The organism is Lacinutrix sp. (genome assembly GCF_029238095.1).
Classification (GTDB): domain Bacteria; phylum Bacteroidota; class Bacteroidia; order Flavobacteriales; family Flavobacteriaceae; genus Lacinutrix.
On sequence record NZ_JAQWGS010000024.1, the window covers coordinates 20740 to 38462 of the forward strand.

Consider the following 17723-nt stretch of genomic DNA (forward strand, 5'->3'; position numbering starts at 1 on the left):
AGTTTAGAATTCATAATTATAACTATAAAATTAATTTTTAATTGTTTAACAAAATCAACTTTAACGAGACATTAACAACAAAAATAAATTTTCAAAACACTATATTTGTCAAAGTAAAACTTACTAAATGACACATACCTTTTTTAAATATCAAGGCACAGGTAATGACTTTGTTTTTATTGATAATCGCCTAGAAATATTCAACAAAAATAATACCAAATTAATAGCGCATCTATGCGATAGACGTTTTGGCATAGGTGCAGATGGCTTGATTTTATTGGAGAATGATGTAGAAACCGATTTTAAAATGGTTTATTTTAATGCAGATGGAAACCAAAGTACCATGTGTGGCAATGGAGGACGCTGTATTGTTGCTTTCGCTGAAATGCTAAACATAATAAATAAAAAAACAATATTTAATGCTATTGATGGTTTACATAAAGCTACAATAGAAAACGGATTTGTAAAATTAAAAATGAAAGATGTAGAAGTAGTTGAAGTTTGCCAGAATCATGTTTTTTTAAACACTGGTTCTCCTCATCATGTTACCTTGGTAGAAAATATTAAAGATTTTGATGTTAAAACCGAAGGTTCTAAAATTAGATATGGAGCTCCTTACATTAATGAAGGTGTTAACGTGAATTTTGTAGAACAAATTAATAATAATGTGTTTACAGTAAGAACCTACGAAAGAGGAGTAGAAGATGAAACCTTATCTTGTGGAACTGGAGTTACTGCTGTAGCATTAGCTATGCATAAAACAGGAAAAACTAATGCTGAAATTGTAAATTTAAATGTTCAAGGAGGTGAATTAAAAGTCTCTTTCAATACGACAGGAAGTGCTTACAAAAATATCTGGCTTCAAGGTCCAGCAACTTTAGTTTTTAAAGGCGAAATAGAATGCTAACATTAAAAGGCGAACATATTTACTTACGTGCTTTGGAGCCAGAAGATTTAGACTTTATACATACCATTGAAAACGATGAAACCATTTGGGAACTAAGCAACACTATAACACCTTATTCTAAGTTTTTAATTAAAGAATATCTCGAACATGCACATAAAGATATTTATGAAGTAAAACAGTTACGTTTACTAATATCAGATTTTAATGATAATGCTATTGGTCTTATAGATATTTTTGATTTTGATATTAAAAATCGTCGAGCAGGTATTGGTATTCTAATCCATAATTCAACAAACAGAGCTAAAGGTTATGGAAAAGAAGCTTTAGCATTATTATCTAATTATTGTTTTTCTCATTTAGATTTACATCAATTATATTGTAATATTTCTGAAACCAATAGGGCTAGTATTAAGCTTTTTGAAAACCAAGGTTTTACTAGAATAGGACTGAAAAAAGACTGGAATTTTAAAAACGGAAATTACACTAATGAATATTTATACCAACTTATAAATTATGTACCTTAAAAAAATACTTGCAGCTATTGCTATTATTGGTTTGCTTGTAGCAGCTTATTTTGCTTACTTTGTTTATGGCGTAATGTTATCGCCAAATACTGCTTTTAATAATGAAGAGGCTTATATTTTTATACCTACAAATGCTAGTTATACAGAAGTAAGAGCACAATTAGAACCTTTATTAAAAGATATCGATAAATTTGATGCTTTAGCTGAACAGAAAAAATACACTAACAATATAAAGGCTGGTCGTTTTTTAATTAAAAAGGGTATGAATAATAATGATATTATTAACTCTATACGAAGTAAAAATGTACCTTTAAAAATAGCCTTTAATAACCAAGAACGTATAGAAGATTTAGCAGGACGTATAGCATTTCAAATAGAAGTAGATAGTTTAAGTTTGTTGCAATCTATGACTAATGTAGAGTTTTTAAGTAAAAACGGTTTTACAAAACAAACAGCTTTAGCAATGTATGTTCCTAATAGTTATGAAGTGTACTGGAATACATCTGCAGATGCTTTTAGAGATAAAATGCTTAAAGAATACAATCGTTTTTGGACAAAAACCAGACTTGAAAAAGCTAAACAATTAAACTTAACACCAAATGAGGTGGTTTCTTTGGCAGCTATAGTTCATAAAGAGACTGCAAAAGTGGACGAGCGTCCAAGAGTAGCTGGAGTGTATTTAAACCGCATTAAAACAGGTATGCCGCTTCAAGCAGATCCTACAGTTATTTATGCTGTTAAAAAAGAATCTGGAGATTTTAATCGCATAATAAAAAGAGTACTTTATAAGGACTTAGAGATAGATTCTAAATTCAACACTTATAAATATAGTGGCATTCCACCAGGACCAATTTTTATGCCAGACGTTTCTGCAATAGATGCTGTTTTAAATGCTGAAAAACATAGCTATTATTATTTTGTAGCAAACGTAAAAAACTTTGGTTATCATAAATTTGCTAAAACATTATCTCAGCATAATGCTAACAAACGAGAGTATGTAGCTTGGATTAATAAACAAGGCGTAAATAGATAATTGGTGAAGTATTCTTTATTTTTTATACTTTTTATATGTTTCTCGCTGTTTGCGTTTTCTCAACAGATTAGTTTTTTTAAGCCTAGTGATACTTTAAATACTAAAAGGCGAAATACTGTGGTTATAACAGAAGCAGCAGTTGGAGGTTTAACACTTTTAGCTTTAAATCAATTATGGTACGCAGACTACAAGCGCTCAAAATTTCATACTATAGACGATAACAGCGAATGGCTTCAAATGGATAAGTTAGGCCATGTGTTTTCTGCTTATCAATTGGGAAAATTAGGAGCCAAATCTTTACGTTGGAGTGGTGTAAACGAAAAAAATCAATTGTTATATGGTGCAACTTTAGGGTTTTCATTTTTAACAGCTGTTGAGGTTTTAGATGGTTTTTCTAACGAATGGGGATTTAGTTGGGGAGATTTTGCAGCAAACACCACTGGAGCAGGTTTGTATATTGGTCAAGAGTTGCTTTGGAAAGAACAGCGTATTCTTGTTAAATACTCATTTCATCGTACTGAGTTTGCTTCATCAAGGCCAGAAAAATTAGGTAATGGCTTGCTTGAAGAATCACTAAAAGATTATAATGGACAAACCTATTGGTTATCTGCAAATGTACATTCCTTTTTTAAAAACAGTAATGTTCCAAAATGGTTAAATGTAGCTGTTGGCTATGGTGGTGAAGGTATGCTCTCTGGAAACAATTCGCTTATTGTTAATGATGTTTTGATTGTACAGAATAGAAGAAGACAATTTTATTTAAGTCTAGATTTAGATTTAACTAAAATTGAAACAAAATCTCATACACTTAAAACCATTTTTAGCATTTTTAATGCCATTAAAATACCGTTTCCTACACTTGAGTTTACACACAAAAATGGCGTTAAGTTCCATTCTGTCTATTTTTAGAGCAAGTTAATTAATTGATTTTCAGTATTAAAATAAAAGTTGTATATTTGCACTCGAAATTTTAGGCACGCTTATTGTTTGTTAGCAGCTTTAAAAAATCAAATAATTATGAGTAAAAAAAGTATTGCAAAGTTAGTTTCATTAGCGCTTACAATATGTATTTTAATTATAGTATCGCTATCAACAAGTTCTACTACTAAAGATTATGCTTTATTAAAGGACAACACTATCGAAACTTCAGAAGAAGTTAATTTAACAACAGAAGCACAAGTCTCAAGTGTTGCTTCTATCGTTCCTCAAAATGCTTTTTCACCTAAATTAGGGAAGTCTTTTAATGGCTTTAAAGAACAATTGGGTTTTAAAGAATCTCAAAACGATTACTTTAGAGTCAACTCATTAGGTTATTTAGGTAAATACCAATTTGGCAGGAGCACTTTAGAGTTAATAGGTATTAAAGATGTTAATCATTTTTTAAATACTCCAGAATTACAAGAAAAAGCATTTATTGCGAATGCAGAGCGAAATAAATGGGTTTTAAGACGAGATATTAAGCGATTTGTTGGAAAAAACATCAATGGTGTTAAAATTACAGAATCTGGAATATTAGCCGCAGCACATTTAGCAGGTCCAGGTGGAGTAAAGAAATATTTAAGAAGTTTTGGTTCTAATGGTTTTGAAGATGCTTTTGGTACATCAATAAGAAATTATATGAAACGTTTTCAAGGCTACGATACATCGAGAATTAAGCCAAATAAAAAGGCAAAAGCAGCTATAAAAGCATAATAGAAATTAGCTTTTATGAATAATAAATAACGTTGGTCTTTTATGAAGGTCAACGTTATTTTTTTTCCAATCGTTTGCAGACATTGTTTTTATGTACTCAGAAGGCAAGGTTATATCGCAAGCCACGCAAATCTCTGTATTACTATTTAATGTTGCACACAAGTCTTCTAGAAACTTATTGTTTCTATATGGTGTTTCTATAAATAATTGAGATTGATTCTGTTCAAAACTTAAACGTTCTAAACGTTTTAATTCTGCTTTGCGTTCTTGTTTGTCTATTGGTAAATAACCATTAAAAGCAAAGCTTTGACCATTCATTCCACTGCTCATCATTGCCATTATTATAGAAGAAGGTCCTACTAGAGGTACTACTTTAATATTGTTTTGGTGAGCAATCTTTACAATATCTGCTCCAGGATCTGCAACACCAGGACATCCTGCTTCCGACAGTAAGCCTAAATTTAGTCCATTTTTACAAGGTTCTAAATAGCTGGGAAGTTCGGCAATATCTGTAAACTTATTTAATGGAAATAGCTTTAGGCTTTGTTGTTTTTTGTCTGGGCAAATTTTCTTGATGTCTCGCCTTGCAGTCTTTTCGTTTTCAACAATATAAATATCTATTTGATCAATAATTCTTTTTACGGTTAATGGTAAAACGTTTAAAGGTTCTGTATCTCCTAAAGTTGTTGGTATTAGATAGAGTTTTCCGAAAGTGTCGTTCATTTTCATTTTTATAAATTAACTATCTAAGATAAGATGTGCTTTTTAACTTTTTTGCTATATTATTACAAGCTATATCTAGCATATTATAAACATTATCAAAGCCTGAGTCACCACCATAATAAGGGTCTGGAACTTCTAGATTTTTGTTAGGAAAGCTTTCGTTTAAAATGAGTTTTACTTTAGAGATATCTTCAGTATTTCTTGCCATTTTCACAACATTTTCAAAGTTAGATTTGTCCATGACGTAGATATAATCGAAAGTATCAAAATCTTCAACCTTAAATTGTCTGCCACGCTGGTTTGTAATATCTAAGCCTTTTTTTCTAGCAATAGCAATAGAACGTTGATCTGGTAAACTACCAATATGATAATTACTTGTTCCTGCAGAATCTACCTGAAAATTTTCAGTGTCTAATTTTGAAGCTAAAATACCATGAGCTAGTGGTGAGCGACAGATGTTTCCGAGGCAAACCATTAGAATTCTAATCATAATTTAGGATATTAGACTGAAAGCTTTTTTGTTAAATCTTCAACATACTTTCTAAACTGCTTATCTGTAGAAGATAAGTTGTCTACAGTTTTACAAGCGTGCAATACAGTAGCGTGATCACGTTTTCCTATTTGAGAGCCTATACTTGCTAAAGACGCTTTTGTAAACTTCTTAGCAAAGAACATTGCTAGTTGTCTTGCTTGTACAATATGGCGTTTTCTTGTTTTAGACTGCAGCGTATCCACATCCATTTGAAAATAATCTGACACTACTTTTTGTATGTAATCTATAGAAACCTCGCGTTTGGTGTTTTTTACAAACTTCTCAACGACTTGTTTTGCTAGCTCAATATTTATTTCCTTTTTATTGAAAGACGATTGCGCAATTAGAGAGATAATAGCACCTTCAAGCTCGCGTATATTAGTTTTAATATTTTTAGCGACATATTCAATAATATCATCTGGCATTTCTACACCATCACGATATAATTTATTTTTTAGTATAGAGACACGTGTTTCAAAATCTGGTGTTTGCAGTTCAGCGCTTAATCCCCATTTAAAACGAGACAATAGGCGCTGTTCTATATCTTGCATATCTACAGGCGCTTTGTCACTTGTTAAAATAACTTGCTTACCATTTTGGTGTAAATGGTTGAAAATATGGAAGAACACGTCTTGAGTTCCAGATTTTCCAGATAAGAACTGAACATCATCTATTACCAACACATCTATAAGTTGATAGAAATGGATAAAATCGTTTCTATTATTCTTTTTTACTGAATCTATATATTGTTGCGTAAATTTTTCAGCAGAAATATATAAAACTGTTTTCTCTGGGTATTTATCTTTTATATCCACACCAATAGCATGTGCTAAATGTGTTTTTCCTAATCCTACACCTCCAAATATTAGTAAGGGATTAAAAGAGGTGCCACCTGGCTTTGCTGAAACAGCTAAGCCTGCACTACGTGCCAAACGGTTAGAATCTCCTTCTAGAAAATTATCAAAATTATAATTTGGATTAAGTTGAGATTCGATTTTTACATTTCGAATGCCAGGAATTACAAATGGATTACGTAATTCTCGGTCCTTATTTTTTAAAGGCACATCTACATCTTGAGATTTAACAGCCGAACGGTTAGAGCTAGGAATACGCTCTGTAAAAGGCTGTTTGTTGCCATAAGTGTTTTCCATTTTAATAATGTAAACTAGCTTGGCAGTTTTTCCTAATTCTTTTGTAAGTGCTACTTTAAGTATTTTAACATAATGCTCCTCAAGCCATTCATAAAAGAATTTACTTGGTACTTGAATGCTTAAAGCGTTATCTGTAAGCTTTACTGCGATTATTGGCTCGAACCAAGTTTTATAGGCTTGAGGTTGGATATTGTCTTTTATAAAATTGAGACAATTATTCCATACCGATTGCGCAGTTACACTCATTGTTAAATTTTTGTGTTTTTAGTTAGTTATAAAGGTTGAAATAGAAATATTTCCTTCCTTTTTTATAGCGAGACAAATATGTGAACAAAAAACTTAAAAAAAAAATAATTTACTATTGAATTTGTAGTTTTTTTTCCTCATACTGGTAACTTGGACGAAACTACAAAAAAATATTTAAACTTTTACAGATGAAGACAGATAAAATTGATATTCGAGTACGCTATGCCGAAACAGACCAAATGGGTGTAGTTCATCATGGAAACTATGCATTATATCTAGAATTGGCTAGAATTGAATGGTTTAGGAAAATAGGTATTTCATACAAAAAAATGGAGCAAGATGGAATAGCCTTACCTGTTGTGTCTTTAAATGTAAACTATAAGAAAACCATTGAATATGATGATATAATTACAGTTAAAACCATGCTTAAAAAAACACCTACTGCTAGCCTAGAGTTTGAGTATGAAATATTGAACGATTTGGGACAAATTCTCTCAACCGCAACTGTAGTTTTGGTATTTGTTGATTTAAAGACCAATAAGCCAACAAGACCTCCAAAATATTTTCTAGACGCTTTAGGGAAATAAGATTATTAATTATTGGTCTATTTTTTTTATAGTTACCTTATAAATAGATTCGAAAATATCTAATATGTTTTCAACTTCGTTTTGTCTAACCAAAATTGTGATTTCACAGTCTAGCTCAAGTTTTTGATGTGTGATATTTAAGTTTTTCTCTTTAATAACTCGCATGACTTTATTCATTAATTCATATTCAAATTTAATTAGAAAGTGAATATTAATGGTACGCTTTATAATTTTAGAAACTTCTAAAGCTTGCTGTGCTCCAGTTTTATAAGCGTTTATTAATCCTCCTACACCTAGTTTTACACCTCCAAAGTATCGAACGACTACTATTAGAATGTTTGTTACCTCATAAGATTGTATTTGTCCATAAATAGGCATTCCTGCGCTATTATTAGGTTCGCCATCATCATTAGTTCTATGCCTAATGCTGTTTTGCGCTTCGCCAATTTGGTATGCATAACAAAAATGTCCTGCTTTTTGATGTTGCGTTTTTAAGTTTTCTAAATGTATTTTAACTTCATCTTCAGTTTTCACAGGAAAAGTATAACTATAAAACTTGGAGTTTTTGTCTTTAAAAAGCACTTCTTCCGAAGGTTTTAATATAGTTTTATAGGTATCGTTATTTTGTGCTTCCATTATGCTAAAGTTACTAATGCAATAGATATAATTGCTAATCCAATTCCAATCCAGTTTTTGGCAATTAGTTTTTCTTTAAAAAAAGAAAGACCTATTAGTGTAGATAGCATAACGATAGCAACATTATTTACCGTGAAAATTGTTGAGCTTTCAAAACCTTCAAATTGCAAGGCTTTTAATAGCATATATATTGAGTAGTAGTTAACAATACCTAGAAAAATACCACCAAAAACGCTTCTGTAGTCGAACTTAAAATTGCCTTTTATTACTTTAGCTGAAATAATAGTTATACCTATTACACCTGCAATGGCGAATATTGTTGCTGAAAATATTGGAATTCCATTTTTTGAAACATAAGAAGTTTCTAGGAATTTAATAGAAGTATCTATAATTCCAGAACCAAAAAACAGCAATAAAGGAAGCCATAAACCTTTTAAGCTTAAAGTATTGCTTTTTGCTTTTACAGAAGTTAAATAAACGGCAATTAATGCTAAAACAATACCAATACTTTTTTGGAGACTTAAGCTTTCGTTGTAGGCATATAAACCAAAAACAATAGGGAGAACCACACTCATTTTGCTAGCTACAGAAGCTACTGAAAGTCCGTTACGTTGAGCTGTAAGTGCCATAACATTAAAAATAGCAATAAATAGAAAGCCTAAGAAAATGGCACCATAAAACCATTCTTTACTAATAATCTGGTTAATATCTAAAGATTCTTCAGAAGATAAAATGCCAAGAGTAAAAGCTGCAAAATAATTTGCTACAATGGCTTGTAGCGTGTTAATTTTGTACTTGCCAAGCAGATTGAAAATAACAAATATTAGAGTAGAAGCAAGTATGCTTAATATTAAATAAATCAAAACAATTCACTTTTAATGGTGAATAAGTCTATTATATCTTCGGTTTTTGGGTTGTTATTCCAAACATGAATGCCAAGTTTTGCTGCAGCTGCTGTGTTTTCGGGTGTATCGTCTATAAAAAGGCAGTTTTCGGCTTTTAAATTGTTTTCATTTAAAACAAAATTAAAAATAGCTGAGTCTGGTTTTCTTTGCTTAATCTCATGAGACAAATAAAATTTTTTAAAGCAAGATTTAAAATCATCATAAAACGAGACTTGCTTTTTTATACAATCTATATGTAGCTCGTTTGTATTGCTAAGTAAAATTAAGTTGTATTTTTTGTCTTTTGCTAATTGTTCCATAAATGCTAATCGTTTAAATGGAAAATCACAAATTATATAATTCCATGCTTCAATAATTTCTTTTTTTGAAAGTTTTGGAAAATTTTCTGTGTAGAATGTTACAAATTCCTCTGTAGACAGAAGTCCTTGTTCATAGAGTGTGTTAATAGCAACTAAATCTTCAGAAAGTTTATCGATTTCAAAAAGGTCTAGAGCATGTTGCATGGCACCTTCTTTGTCAAGGTTTATGAATACATCTCCAAAATCGAATATTATAGTTTTAATCATATTTTTTTTGTTGTTCCTGCGAAGGTAAGAATCTATTTAATTTTAAATCTAGAGTGTTTTTCCTGTGTTTACAGAAATAGTAAAAGATTTTAAGTTTTATTTTTGTAAATTTTTAAAATATTATCTAATATTTTTTCTTCACTTATGCATTCACCATAAAAAACTGGTGCTTTAACACCTTTTTTAAATTCTATTTTGCCTGTAAACATTCTAGCTTCGTCCCAAAGATTTGCATCTATAAAAAGCTGAAGTGTTTTTGCGCCACCTTCTATAATTATGGAGTTAATATTGTGTTTATGTAGCGCAGCACATATGGCTATTGCTGTATTTTCTGTTAAAATTAATGTTTCTGCTTGGTTATTAAAAACTGAGAAGTCTTTTGAAAGTTTTTTGTATTTATTTAAAACGACACGTATAGGATTGTTACCTGTCCAATCGCGAACGGTTAAACTTGGATTATCTTCTTTTACTGTATTTGTTCCAACTAAAATAGCTTGCTCTTGTGCTCTCCATTTGTGAACTAGTTGTCTCGACAAGTTGTTTGTAATCCAAATGGGTTTCTTTTTGGCCTTAGTTTTTGGAGCTAAATAACCATTATTAGTTTCTGCCCATTTTAGTATAATGTAAGGACGCTTTTTATTATGAAATGTAAAAAAACGCTTATGGTGTGTTTTGCAAGCTGTTTCTAAAATGCCAACAGTAACTTTACAACCTTGGGTTATTAGTTTTTTTATACCTTTTCCAGCAACTTCAGGATTGTCGTCTACACAACCAATAACTACATTTGGTATTTTATGATGAATAATAAGATCGCTACAAGGTGGTGTTTTTCCAAAGTGTGAACAAGGTTCAAGGGTAACGTAAAGTGTGCTTTTCTCTAAAAGCGATTGATTTGTAACAGATTTTATAGCATTAACTTCTGCGTGATTTCCTCCATAACCACTGGTGAAACCTTCTCCTATAATAGTATTATTGTAAACAATTACAGCGCCAACCATAGGATTTGGTCTTGTTGTACCTAATCCGTTTTTTGCAATTTGTATTGCACGTTGCATGTATGTTTCGTGAGTTGTCAAGTTTAGATTTTAATCTTTATATCTTCAATTTCGTCCACAGTGTACTTATGTGAAAACCCAAAGATCTTATATTTTATATCTCCTTTGTACTGTACTTTCATAGACTTGTTAAGCACACTGTTTAAAAGACCGCTTAAATTATTAAGATTCAATAATTTTTTAGTCGGAATATTTGCACTTAATGGGATGGAAAATTCTTTTTTAGCTGGAACTTTAAAGGCTTTTGAAGATACTGTTCCAACCTCCATATTGTTAACAGTAATTGTAATACCATCGGTTTCTAATGTTCCACCAACAGTATTTGGGTTGTTAAAAAAAGCATCTGCTGTAAGCACTATAAATTCAGAATTAGATTCTTGTACATTTATGTTTTCTACACGCAAAAATTCTGGTTTCTCTTTAATTGTACAGCTTAAAAAACAAATAGAAATTGTTAATAAGATTATGAGTTTCTTCATATTGAAATTTTTTAATTTGTTTGGTATTAATGTATCTTCAACCTCTAAATACAGCGTAAAAATACTATAATATCGTGAGTAAAAATAATATAGTAATAAGAGAAATTCGTCAGGAAGATAATGCTCAAATAGAAAGCGTTATACGTGAAGTTTTTATTGAATATAAATTGCCTTTGGTTGGTACAGCTTATGCAGATAAAGAAACGCCAAAAATGTTTGAGTCTTATGCCAAAGAAAACGAAGTATATTATGTCGTAACTATAAATGATGTAGTAGAAGGTGGAGGAGGTTTAAAGCCTTTGGCTAAAAATGAAGATGATGTTTGCGAAATTCAAAAAATGTATTTCTCTTCTAGGCTTCGTGGTAAAGGTTTTGGGAAAGCACTATTTTTTAAATGTTTAGAAAAAGCAAAAGCTTTAGGTTTTAAACAATCTTACTTAGAAACTATTCCTGAGCTAAAAGAAGCCATTCATATTTACCAATCTCATGGTTTTAAACATTTAAAAGGACCTTTAGGAGATACAGGTCATTATAATTGTGGTGTTTGGATGATTAAAGATTTATAAAAGAAATAAATAACATTTGTGTTAGTAAAAGATTTAAAGCATATTTTTCATGAAACCTTAGATGTTATCTATGGTGAGCAAGAAGTATCTAGCTTTTTCTTTTTATGTACAGCTTCATTTTTTAATATTTCGAGATTAGATTTGGCACTAGACAGAAATTTAGTAATTACTAAAGCAGAGCAACAACCCATATTTGATGCTTTAGAAGCTTTAAAAAACGAAAAACCCATTCAGTATATTTTAGGCGAAACAGCGTTTTATGGCTTGCCATTTAAAGTGAATGAAAACACTTTGATTCCGCGTCCTGAAACTGAAGAACTTGTTGCGCTTGTTCTTCATAATATAAAAAAGCAAAAACAAAATTCTAAGGCTTGCTCCATTCTAGATATTGGTACAGGAAGTGGTTGTATAGCTATTTCATTAGCTAAAAATATTAAAGAGGCTCAGGTTTATGCTATAGACGTTTCAGTGAAAGCACTAGAAAAAGCAAAAGAAAATGCCGTTTTAAATGCTGTTGATATAACATTTATTGAAGCCAATATTTTAAACAAGAACTCTTGGGATTTGGAGCTTTTAGATTTGAAATTAGATGTCATAGTATCAAATCCACCATACGTTCGTAATCTAGAAAAAACCGAAATACAAAACAATGTTTTAAATAACGAGCCACATTTAGCCTTATTTGTAGAAGACGATAATGCGTTAGTGTTTTACAGAGCGATTTCTGAGTTTGCTATTAAACATTTAAAACCAAACGGACAATTATTTTTCGAGATTAATGAGTATCTGGGAAAGGAAACAAAAGTATTGGTAGAGCGTTTTGGTTTTAAAGATGTGGAACTTATACAAGATATGTATGGTAAAGACAGAATGCTGAAAGCAGATAAGATATAAATGAAGCAATTATTTATCATATTCGTTTTATTATCTAGTTTTAGTTGTAAAGAAGAAGCCAAACCAAATTCTTTACATATTGAGCCTCCTGTAAAGACCAAAACAGTAATCACTCTGCCAAAAAAAACATTCGATTTTACTTCAATTCCAAAAGACACTTTATTTGTAACTGGAAAACACATTGTTTTTACTAGGCCATCAAAAAAAGAGTTTGAACTATTAAAAGACCAAACTGGCATCTATGAAGTGGATTCAGATTTTGGATTATATACTGCTAAAGTAACAGACTCATTAAAAAACACTTATAAAATAACTACAACAAGTAAACGTATTATTTCTGTTGTAGAGTCTCATGATACAACTTATATAGATAGACTTACACCAAAAACAAGAATTAGTAGAGATCCAATTCATTACTCTGCTATTTTAGTCTTTAACGACTTTTTCTCAATTTACTCTAATGTTTATACAGACGCTGCATATTATGGATTAATTAGAGATTATTATACGACAGTTAGATACGAAAAACCAATAGAGTACAAGTATGTTGTTTCACGAAATGGCTTAAACATTAGAGAGGCAGATGGAAGCTTAGACGGTAAATTTAATAATGGAGATCGTGTAAACGTTTTAGGTTATACAGATGATATTGTAGAAGTGCAAGATAAAGGTAAAACCATAACAGGTCGTTGGGCAATTATACAATGGAATGATAACGGAAGAACAAAAAAGCGTTATGTTTTTGAAGGCTTTTTAGGAGATATTAAAGATGTAAAAGTTTTTGAAGACCAAATTTGCACAGGTTTTAAATTGATTGGAGAAGCTAGATATAATAGTAGTAATGCAGATTTAGAATGTTTATCGAAGTATCTGGATTTAGAGCTAATTTCTAAAAAAGATTTTAATGCAATACATAATAAGTATAAAGGAGAATTACAAATCAAACCTTCTGTAATTATTAAAGAAAACGAAGATAAAACGCAAAGTATTAGTTTACCAACAAAAGACAGGTTAATTGTTTACAATAGTAAGGTTGGTTATGGTAATTCTACTCATGTTTATTATGGTGATATCGATTTCTTAAATCAATATGTGTTGCATCATACGTATCCAGAAGCCGAAGAACAATTTTATAGTTTTATAGATAGGAATACAGGTAAAGAAACTATTGTTTTTCCAGAGTTTCCATATATTTCAATAGATAGAAAAAAGATTATTTCTTTTGTATTTGATGTTTACGAAGCGCAATTTTTTATAGAAATTTATAAAATTAATAAAGATAAATCCATAACTTTTGAACATGCATTTAACTTTGTACACTGGCTAAAGACATATCAAAATGAAGTAAAATGGATTTCTAATACAGAGTTTGCAATTGAAATTGTAAATCAAAATATTTGGAATGGTAGTGAGGTAAAACAGCCTCAGTATTTAAAAATTAAACTAAAAGAATAGTGGATAATATTAAAGACACAATACAATCACTTAGAGACGAGCTTCGCGAGCACAACTATAATTACTACGTACTGGATAATCCTACAATTAGCGATTACGATTTCGATATCAAACTAAAAGAGCTTCAAACTTTAGAAACAGCACATCCAGAGTTTTACGACGCTAATTCTCCAACCTTAAGAGTAGGAGGAGAAGTGACTAAAAATTTTAATACTGTTGTTCATGAACACAGAATGTACTCTCTAGATAATTCATATTCTTTAGAAGATTTACAAGACTGGGAAACAAGAATTAAAAAGCTAGTAGATGGTGATATTAGTTATACTTGCGAGTTAAAATACGATGGTGCCTCTATAAGTTTAACATACGAAAATGGGAGTTTAGTAAGAGCAGTAACACGAGGCGATGGTTTTCAAGGAGATGAGGTTACAGCAAATATTAAAACCATAAAGTCTGTGCCATTACAATTAAAAGGAGCGTATCCACAAAAGTTTGATATTCGTGGCGAAATTGTTTTGCCTTTTGATGGTTTTATTAAAATGAATGAAGAGCGAATAGTTAATGGAGAAGAGCCATACAAAAACCCAAGAAATACAGCTTCAGGAAGTTTAAAGCTTCAGGATAGTGCAGAAGTAGCAAAACGACCTTTAGACTGTTTATTGTATAATTTAACAGGTACAAAATTAGGTGTACAAAACCAATTTGAAAGTCTAGAAAAAGCCAGGCAAATGGGCTTTAAAGTTCCAAACGAAGCACAACTTTGTTATTCTATAGAAGATGTTTTTCAGTTTATAAACCATTGGGATAAGGCAAGACATCATTTGCCTTACGAAACAGATGGAGTAGTAGTAAAAGTTAATAGCCTATTACAACAGGAAGAACTAGGTTATACTGCAAAAGCACCACGTTGGGCTATGGCTTACAAATTTAAAGCAGAGCAGGTTACAACTAAACTAAACAGTATAACTTATCAAGTAGGAAGAACAGGAGCGATAACTCCAGTTGCAAATTTAGAACCTGTAGAGTTAGCAGGAACTATTGTAAAACGAGCATCGCTGCACAATGCAGACCAAATAGAGAAATTAGATATTAGAATAAATGATGTTGTTTTTGTTGAAAAAGGAGGTGAAATAATCCCAAAAATAATAGCAGTAGATTTATCACAAAGGCCATTAGATTCTATCCCAACACAATATATAACACAGTGTCCTGAATGTAATACCGTTTTAGAGCGTTTAGAAGGAGAGGCAAAACATTTTTGTCCTAATTATAATGGTTGCAATCCTCAGGTTATTGGTAGAATACAACATTACATTTCAAGAAAAGCAATGGATATTGAAGGCTTAGGAGGTGAAACCGTTGCGCTTTTAGTTAATGAAGGACTTATTACAAATTATGCGGATTTATATACACTTACCAAAGAGCAAGTAATGCCTTTAGAAAGAATGGCAAAAAAGAGTGCAGAGAATTTGGTTAATGGAATAGAAGCTTCAAAACAGATACCTTTTGAACGTGTTTTATTTGCCATTGGTATTCGTTTTGTTGGAGAAACAGTAGCTAAAAAATTAGCAAAGCAATATAAAAGTATTGAGGCATTATCTAAGGCATCTATTGAAGATCTAGAAAAAGTTGATGAAATTGGTATTAAAATTGCCGAAAGTGTTGTTGCTTTTTTTACCTCGGAAGCCAATGTAAATAGTATTCAATGTTTAAAAGATTACGGTGTTCAATTAGAAGTGTCTGCAGAAAAATTAGCAAATCAAACCAACAAGTTAGAAGGAAAATCTTTTGTGGTTTCAGGTGTTTTTACACATGTCTCTAGAACAGAACTTAAAAAACTAATTGAAGATAACGGTGGGAAAAACGTAAGCTCTATTTCATCTAAAACCGATTATGTTGTGGCTGGAGATAAAATGGGTCCAAGTAAAAAAGAGAAGGCCGAAAAACTTAATATTCCTTTAATTTCTGAAGCTAACTTTTTGAATATGTTGTTGTAACGAATTGTATTCTTTTTGCATTTCATCGGAGATATTTGCTTTTTATTGGTAATAGTTGTTTATTTGATTAACCAATCGCTTATATCATTTTTATAATGACAAGACCAATCAGTTTTATTACTGCTTGTATAGTTACAATACTATTTGTGATATTTTTTGATGTTTACGGGTTTGAATATCTGTCTTCAGTAACAGAACTATTACTTATTCCACTTTTTGCTTTATTTTATTTTATTTTTAACAAGGCTAAAGTTAATCGTTTAATATGCTTTTTTGGTTTTTACGCTTTAGCAGATATTATTAATTTAATAGACTACAGTGCTATATCAAATTGGGCTTATTACGTTTGTAATGGTATTTATATTATTGCTTACAGTTGCTTAATTTATTATATTTTAAGCACTTTGTGTTTTAAATTGGTATTAAAGCGTTTTCTTCTAGATTTTATTGTGTTATTAGCTTTAGACCTGTACATGATTTATGTGTTAATAAATATTGTAAAGCCCTTAGAGTTTGAATCTAATTACACAAGTATAATACACATTGTAGAGTTTTTGTACAGTTTAATTTTAATACTAGTGTTTTCATTATCTTATTTAAATTATATACAGAACGGTCTTAAAAAATATCTTTTTCTATTTATAGCCTGTGTGCTAATAGCTTTCTCAGAGCTTATTCTTGTAGGATATTATTATTTATTAGATGACGTTAGGCTAAATTACATGTCTACAACTTTATATGTTTGTGGCGTGTTCGCAATGTATTATCATACCTTAAGTACAACTAAAAAGGGTCAAATAAATTTAGTTGAAGCAATAGAATATTAATATTGAAACAAAGGCTTTATTCTTATACAATTATGGATGTTCCATTTGCTGTTTTATTCTTTTCAGCATCAAAATAAAAATCAATTCTGCCTAGATTTATTCCATAACAACCTACTTGGTTTACTAATACATTTTTACCTTCACTATTTTGTGCCACTGTAGGTTTTGGTAAAAAAGTATGAGTGTGGCCACCAATTATTAAATCGATGTTTTTTGTCGCTTTAGCAAGCATAAGGTCGCATACTTTTTTTGCATCTTTGCTGTAGTAATAACCTAAATGCGAAAGACAAATAATAAGATCGCATGCTTCCTCTTCTTTTAAAATTCTAGACATGTCTGAAGCAATTTCAATAGGATCAAGATATTCAGTTTCTTTGTACATTTTTTTATCTACTAACCCATCTAATTTAACACCAAGTCCAAAAACACCTATTTTAATACCATCTTTTATAAACACATGATAAGGTTTAACATGTGTATCCATTACAGTGTTTTTAAAATTGTAATTAGCAGATAAGAATTTAAAATTAGCATGCGGTAATTGTGCGTACAAACCATCTATACCATTATCGAAATCGTGATTTCCAATAGTTGCTGCATCATATTTCATTTTAGACATTAATTTAAATTCGAGTTCTCCACCATAATAGTTAAAATAAGGTGTGCCTTGAAAAATATCTCCAGCATCTAGAAGTAATGTGTTTGGGTTTTCGTTTCTTATATTTTGTACTAATGTTGCGCGTCTTGCAACACCACCTTGGTTAGCATTTTTAGCATCGTCTGGACCAAAAGCATCAATGTGGCTATGCACATCGTTAGTATGTAGTATAGTTATTTTTCTTGTTTTAATAATTGAGTTACACGATTGAAAACCAAATCCTCCAAGTGTTACTAAAGCTGTAGCAGCCGTAGATTGCTGTATAAATGTTCTACGTTTCATAAAGGTAA

Annotated in this window: 20 protein-coding genes; 11 read left to right on the plus strand and 9 right to left on the minus strand. The window is 30.8% G+C overall.

Features of this window, described 5'->3' with window-relative positions:
- Positions 1-127: 127 nt before the first annotated feature.
- The 5 genes from dapF to P8H50_RS06650 all read left to right on the plus strand — a co-directional run bounded on the left by dapF (position 128) and on the right by P8H50_RS06650 (position 4156).
- Positions 128-907 carry a diaminopimelate epimerase gene (gene dapF / locus P8H50_RS06630; protein WP_300206894.1) on the plus strand — a complete coding sequence of 260 codons (780 nt, stop codon included), beginning with the start codon at positions 128-130 and terminating at the stop codon, positions 905-907.
- Positions 901-1431, plus strand: coding sequence for a GNAT family N-acetyltransferase (locus P8H50_RS06635; RefSeq protein ID WP_300206896.1), 531 nt, complete (start codon positions 901-903; stop codon positions 1429-1431). Before dapF ends, P8H50_RS06635 begins: the two co-directional genes overlap by 7 nt.
- Positions 1421-2464, plus strand: a complete 1044-nt coding sequence (gene mltG, locus P8H50_RS06640; RefSeq protein ID WP_300206899.1) for an endolytic transglycosylase MltG — start codon at positions 1421-1423, stop codon at positions 2462-2464. The genes P8H50_RS06635 and mltG overlap by 11 nt, the downstream gene beginning before the upstream one ends.
- Before the next feature lie 3 nt (positions 2465-2467).
- Positions 2468-3373 (plus strand): DUF2279 domain-containing protein, encoded by a 906-nt coding sequence (locus tag P8H50_RS06645; RefSeq protein ID WP_300206901.1) that lies wholly within the window; start codon positions 2468-2470, stop codon positions 3371-3373.
- 108 nt (positions 3374-3481) lie between these two features.
- Complete coding sequence (locus tag P8H50_RS06650) at positions 3482-4156, plus strand: peptidoglycan-binding protein LysM (RefSeq protein WP_300206903.1); 675 nt, start codon at positions 3482-3484, stop codon at positions 4154-4156.
- Positions 4157-4162: 6 nt separating this feature from the next.
- Here the strand turns inward: P8H50_RS06650 and P8H50_RS06655 are convergent, their stop codons facing one another.
- Genes P8H50_RS06655 through dnaA form a run of 3 tightly spaced genes read right to left on the minus strand, consistent with a single transcriptional unit; the run spans position 4163 to position 6808 of the window.
- Positions 4163-4879: an SAM-dependent methyltransferase gene (locus P8H50_RS06655; RefSeq protein ID WP_300207173.1), complete on the minus strand. Its 717-nt coding sequence runs from the start codon at positions 4877-4879 to the stop codon at positions 4163-4165.
- A gap of 19 nt (positions 4880-4898) precedes the next feature.
- A complete protein-coding gene (locus P8H50_RS06660) occupies positions 4899-5369 on the minus strand; it encodes a low molecular weight protein-tyrosine-phosphatase (protein ID WP_300206905.1) in 471 nt (156 codons plus the stop codon).
- A gap of 11 nt (positions 5370-5380) precedes the next feature.
- Complete coding sequence (dnaA, locus tag P8H50_RS06665; RefSeq protein WP_300206907.1) at positions 5381-6808, minus strand: chromosomal replication initiator protein DnaA; 1428 nt, start codon at positions 6806-6808, stop codon at positions 5381-5383.
- A gap of 188 nt (positions 6809-6996) precedes the next feature.
- Here dnaA and P8H50_RS06670 point away from each other — a divergent pair, with 188 nt between their 5' ends.
- Entirely contained in the window at positions 6997-7395 is a 399-nt protein-coding gene (locus tag P8H50_RS06670) for a thioesterase family protein (protein ID WP_300206909.1), read from the plus strand.
- A gap of 9 nt (positions 7396-7404) precedes the next feature.
- On the opposite strand, the gene P8H50_RS06675 is transcribed toward P8H50_RS06670, so the two are convergent.
- From P8H50_RS06675 to P8H50_RS06695, 5 genes are all read right to left on the minus strand, one after another.
- Positions 7405-8031 carry a YigZ family protein gene (locus P8H50_RS06675; protein WP_300206912.1) on the minus strand — a complete coding sequence of 209 codons (627 nt, stop codon included), beginning with the start codon at positions 8029-8031 and terminating at the stop codon, positions 7405-7407.
- The gene (locus P8H50_RS06680; protein WP_300206914.1) at positions 8031-8894 is read right to left on the minus strand and encodes an EamA/RhaT family transporter; all 864 of its coding nucleotides are present in this window, start codon (positions 8892-8894) and stop codon (positions 8031-8033) included. The genes P8H50_RS06675 and P8H50_RS06680 overlap by 1 nt, the downstream gene beginning before the upstream one ends.
- Positions 8891-9502: an HAD family phosphatase gene (locus tag P8H50_RS06685; protein ID WP_300206916.1), complete on the minus strand. Its 612-nt coding sequence runs from the start codon at positions 9500-9502 to the stop codon at positions 8891-8893. Before P8H50_RS06685 ends, P8H50_RS06680 begins: the two co-directional genes overlap by 4 nt.
- Before the next feature lie 89 nt (positions 9503-9591).
- Positions 9592-10578 (minus strand): bifunctional diaminohydroxyphosphoribosylaminopyrimidine deaminase/5-amino-6-(5-phosphoribosylamino)uracil reductase RibD, encoded by a 987-nt coding sequence (gene ribD / locus P8H50_RS06690; protein ID WP_300206918.1) that lies wholly within the window; start codon positions 10576-10578, stop codon positions 9592-9594.
- A 2-nt stretch (positions 10579-10580) separates the two neighbouring features.
- Complete coding sequence (locus P8H50_RS06695) at positions 10581-11036, minus strand: LEA type 2 family protein (RefSeq protein ID WP_300206921.1); 456 nt, start codon at positions 11034-11036, stop codon at positions 10581-10583.
- A 74-nt stretch (positions 11037-11110) separates the two neighbouring features.
- Between P8H50_RS06695 and P8H50_RS06700 the strand changes: the two genes are divergently transcribed.
- The 5 genes from P8H50_RS06700 (at position 11111) to P8H50_RS06720 (ending at position 16775) form a co-directional block, all read left to right on the plus strand.
- On the plus strand, positions 11111-11602 hold the full coding sequence (locus tag P8H50_RS06700; protein WP_300206923.1) for a GNAT family N-acetyltransferase: 492 nt from the start codon (positions 11111-11113) through the stop codon (positions 11600-11602).
- A gap of 18 nt (positions 11603-11620) precedes the next feature.
- Entirely contained in the window at positions 11621-12496 is an 876-nt protein-coding gene (gene prmC / locus P8H50_RS06705) for a peptide chain release factor N(5)-glutamine methyltransferase (protein ID WP_300206925.1), read from the plus strand.
- Positions 12497-13951, plus strand: coding sequence for a hypothetical protein (locus P8H50_RS06710; protein ID WP_300206927.1), 1455 nt, complete (start codon positions 12497-12499; stop codon positions 13949-13951).
- On the plus strand, positions 13951-15948 hold the full coding sequence (gene ligA, locus P8H50_RS06715) for an NAD-dependent DNA ligase LigA (RefSeq protein WP_300206929.1): 1998 nt from the start codon (positions 13951-13953) through the stop codon (positions 15946-15948). The genes P8H50_RS06710 and ligA overlap by 1 nt, the downstream gene beginning before the upstream one ends.
- Before the next feature lie 95 nt (positions 15949-16043).
- Positions 16044-16775 carry a hypothetical protein gene (locus tag P8H50_RS06720; RefSeq protein ID WP_300206932.1) on the plus strand — a complete coding sequence of 244 codons (732 nt, stop codon included), beginning with the start codon at positions 16044-16046 and terminating at the stop codon, positions 16773-16775.
- Between the two features lie 22 nt (positions 16776-16797).
- Here P8H50_RS06720 and P8H50_RS06725 read toward each other — a convergent pair whose 3' ends face one another.
- Positions 16798-17715, minus strand: coding sequence for a bifunctional UDP-sugar hydrolase/5'-nucleotidase (locus tag P8H50_RS06725; protein ID WP_300206934.1), 918 nt, complete (start codon positions 17713-17715; stop codon positions 16798-16800).
- Positions 17716-17723 lie beyond the last annotated feature (8 nt).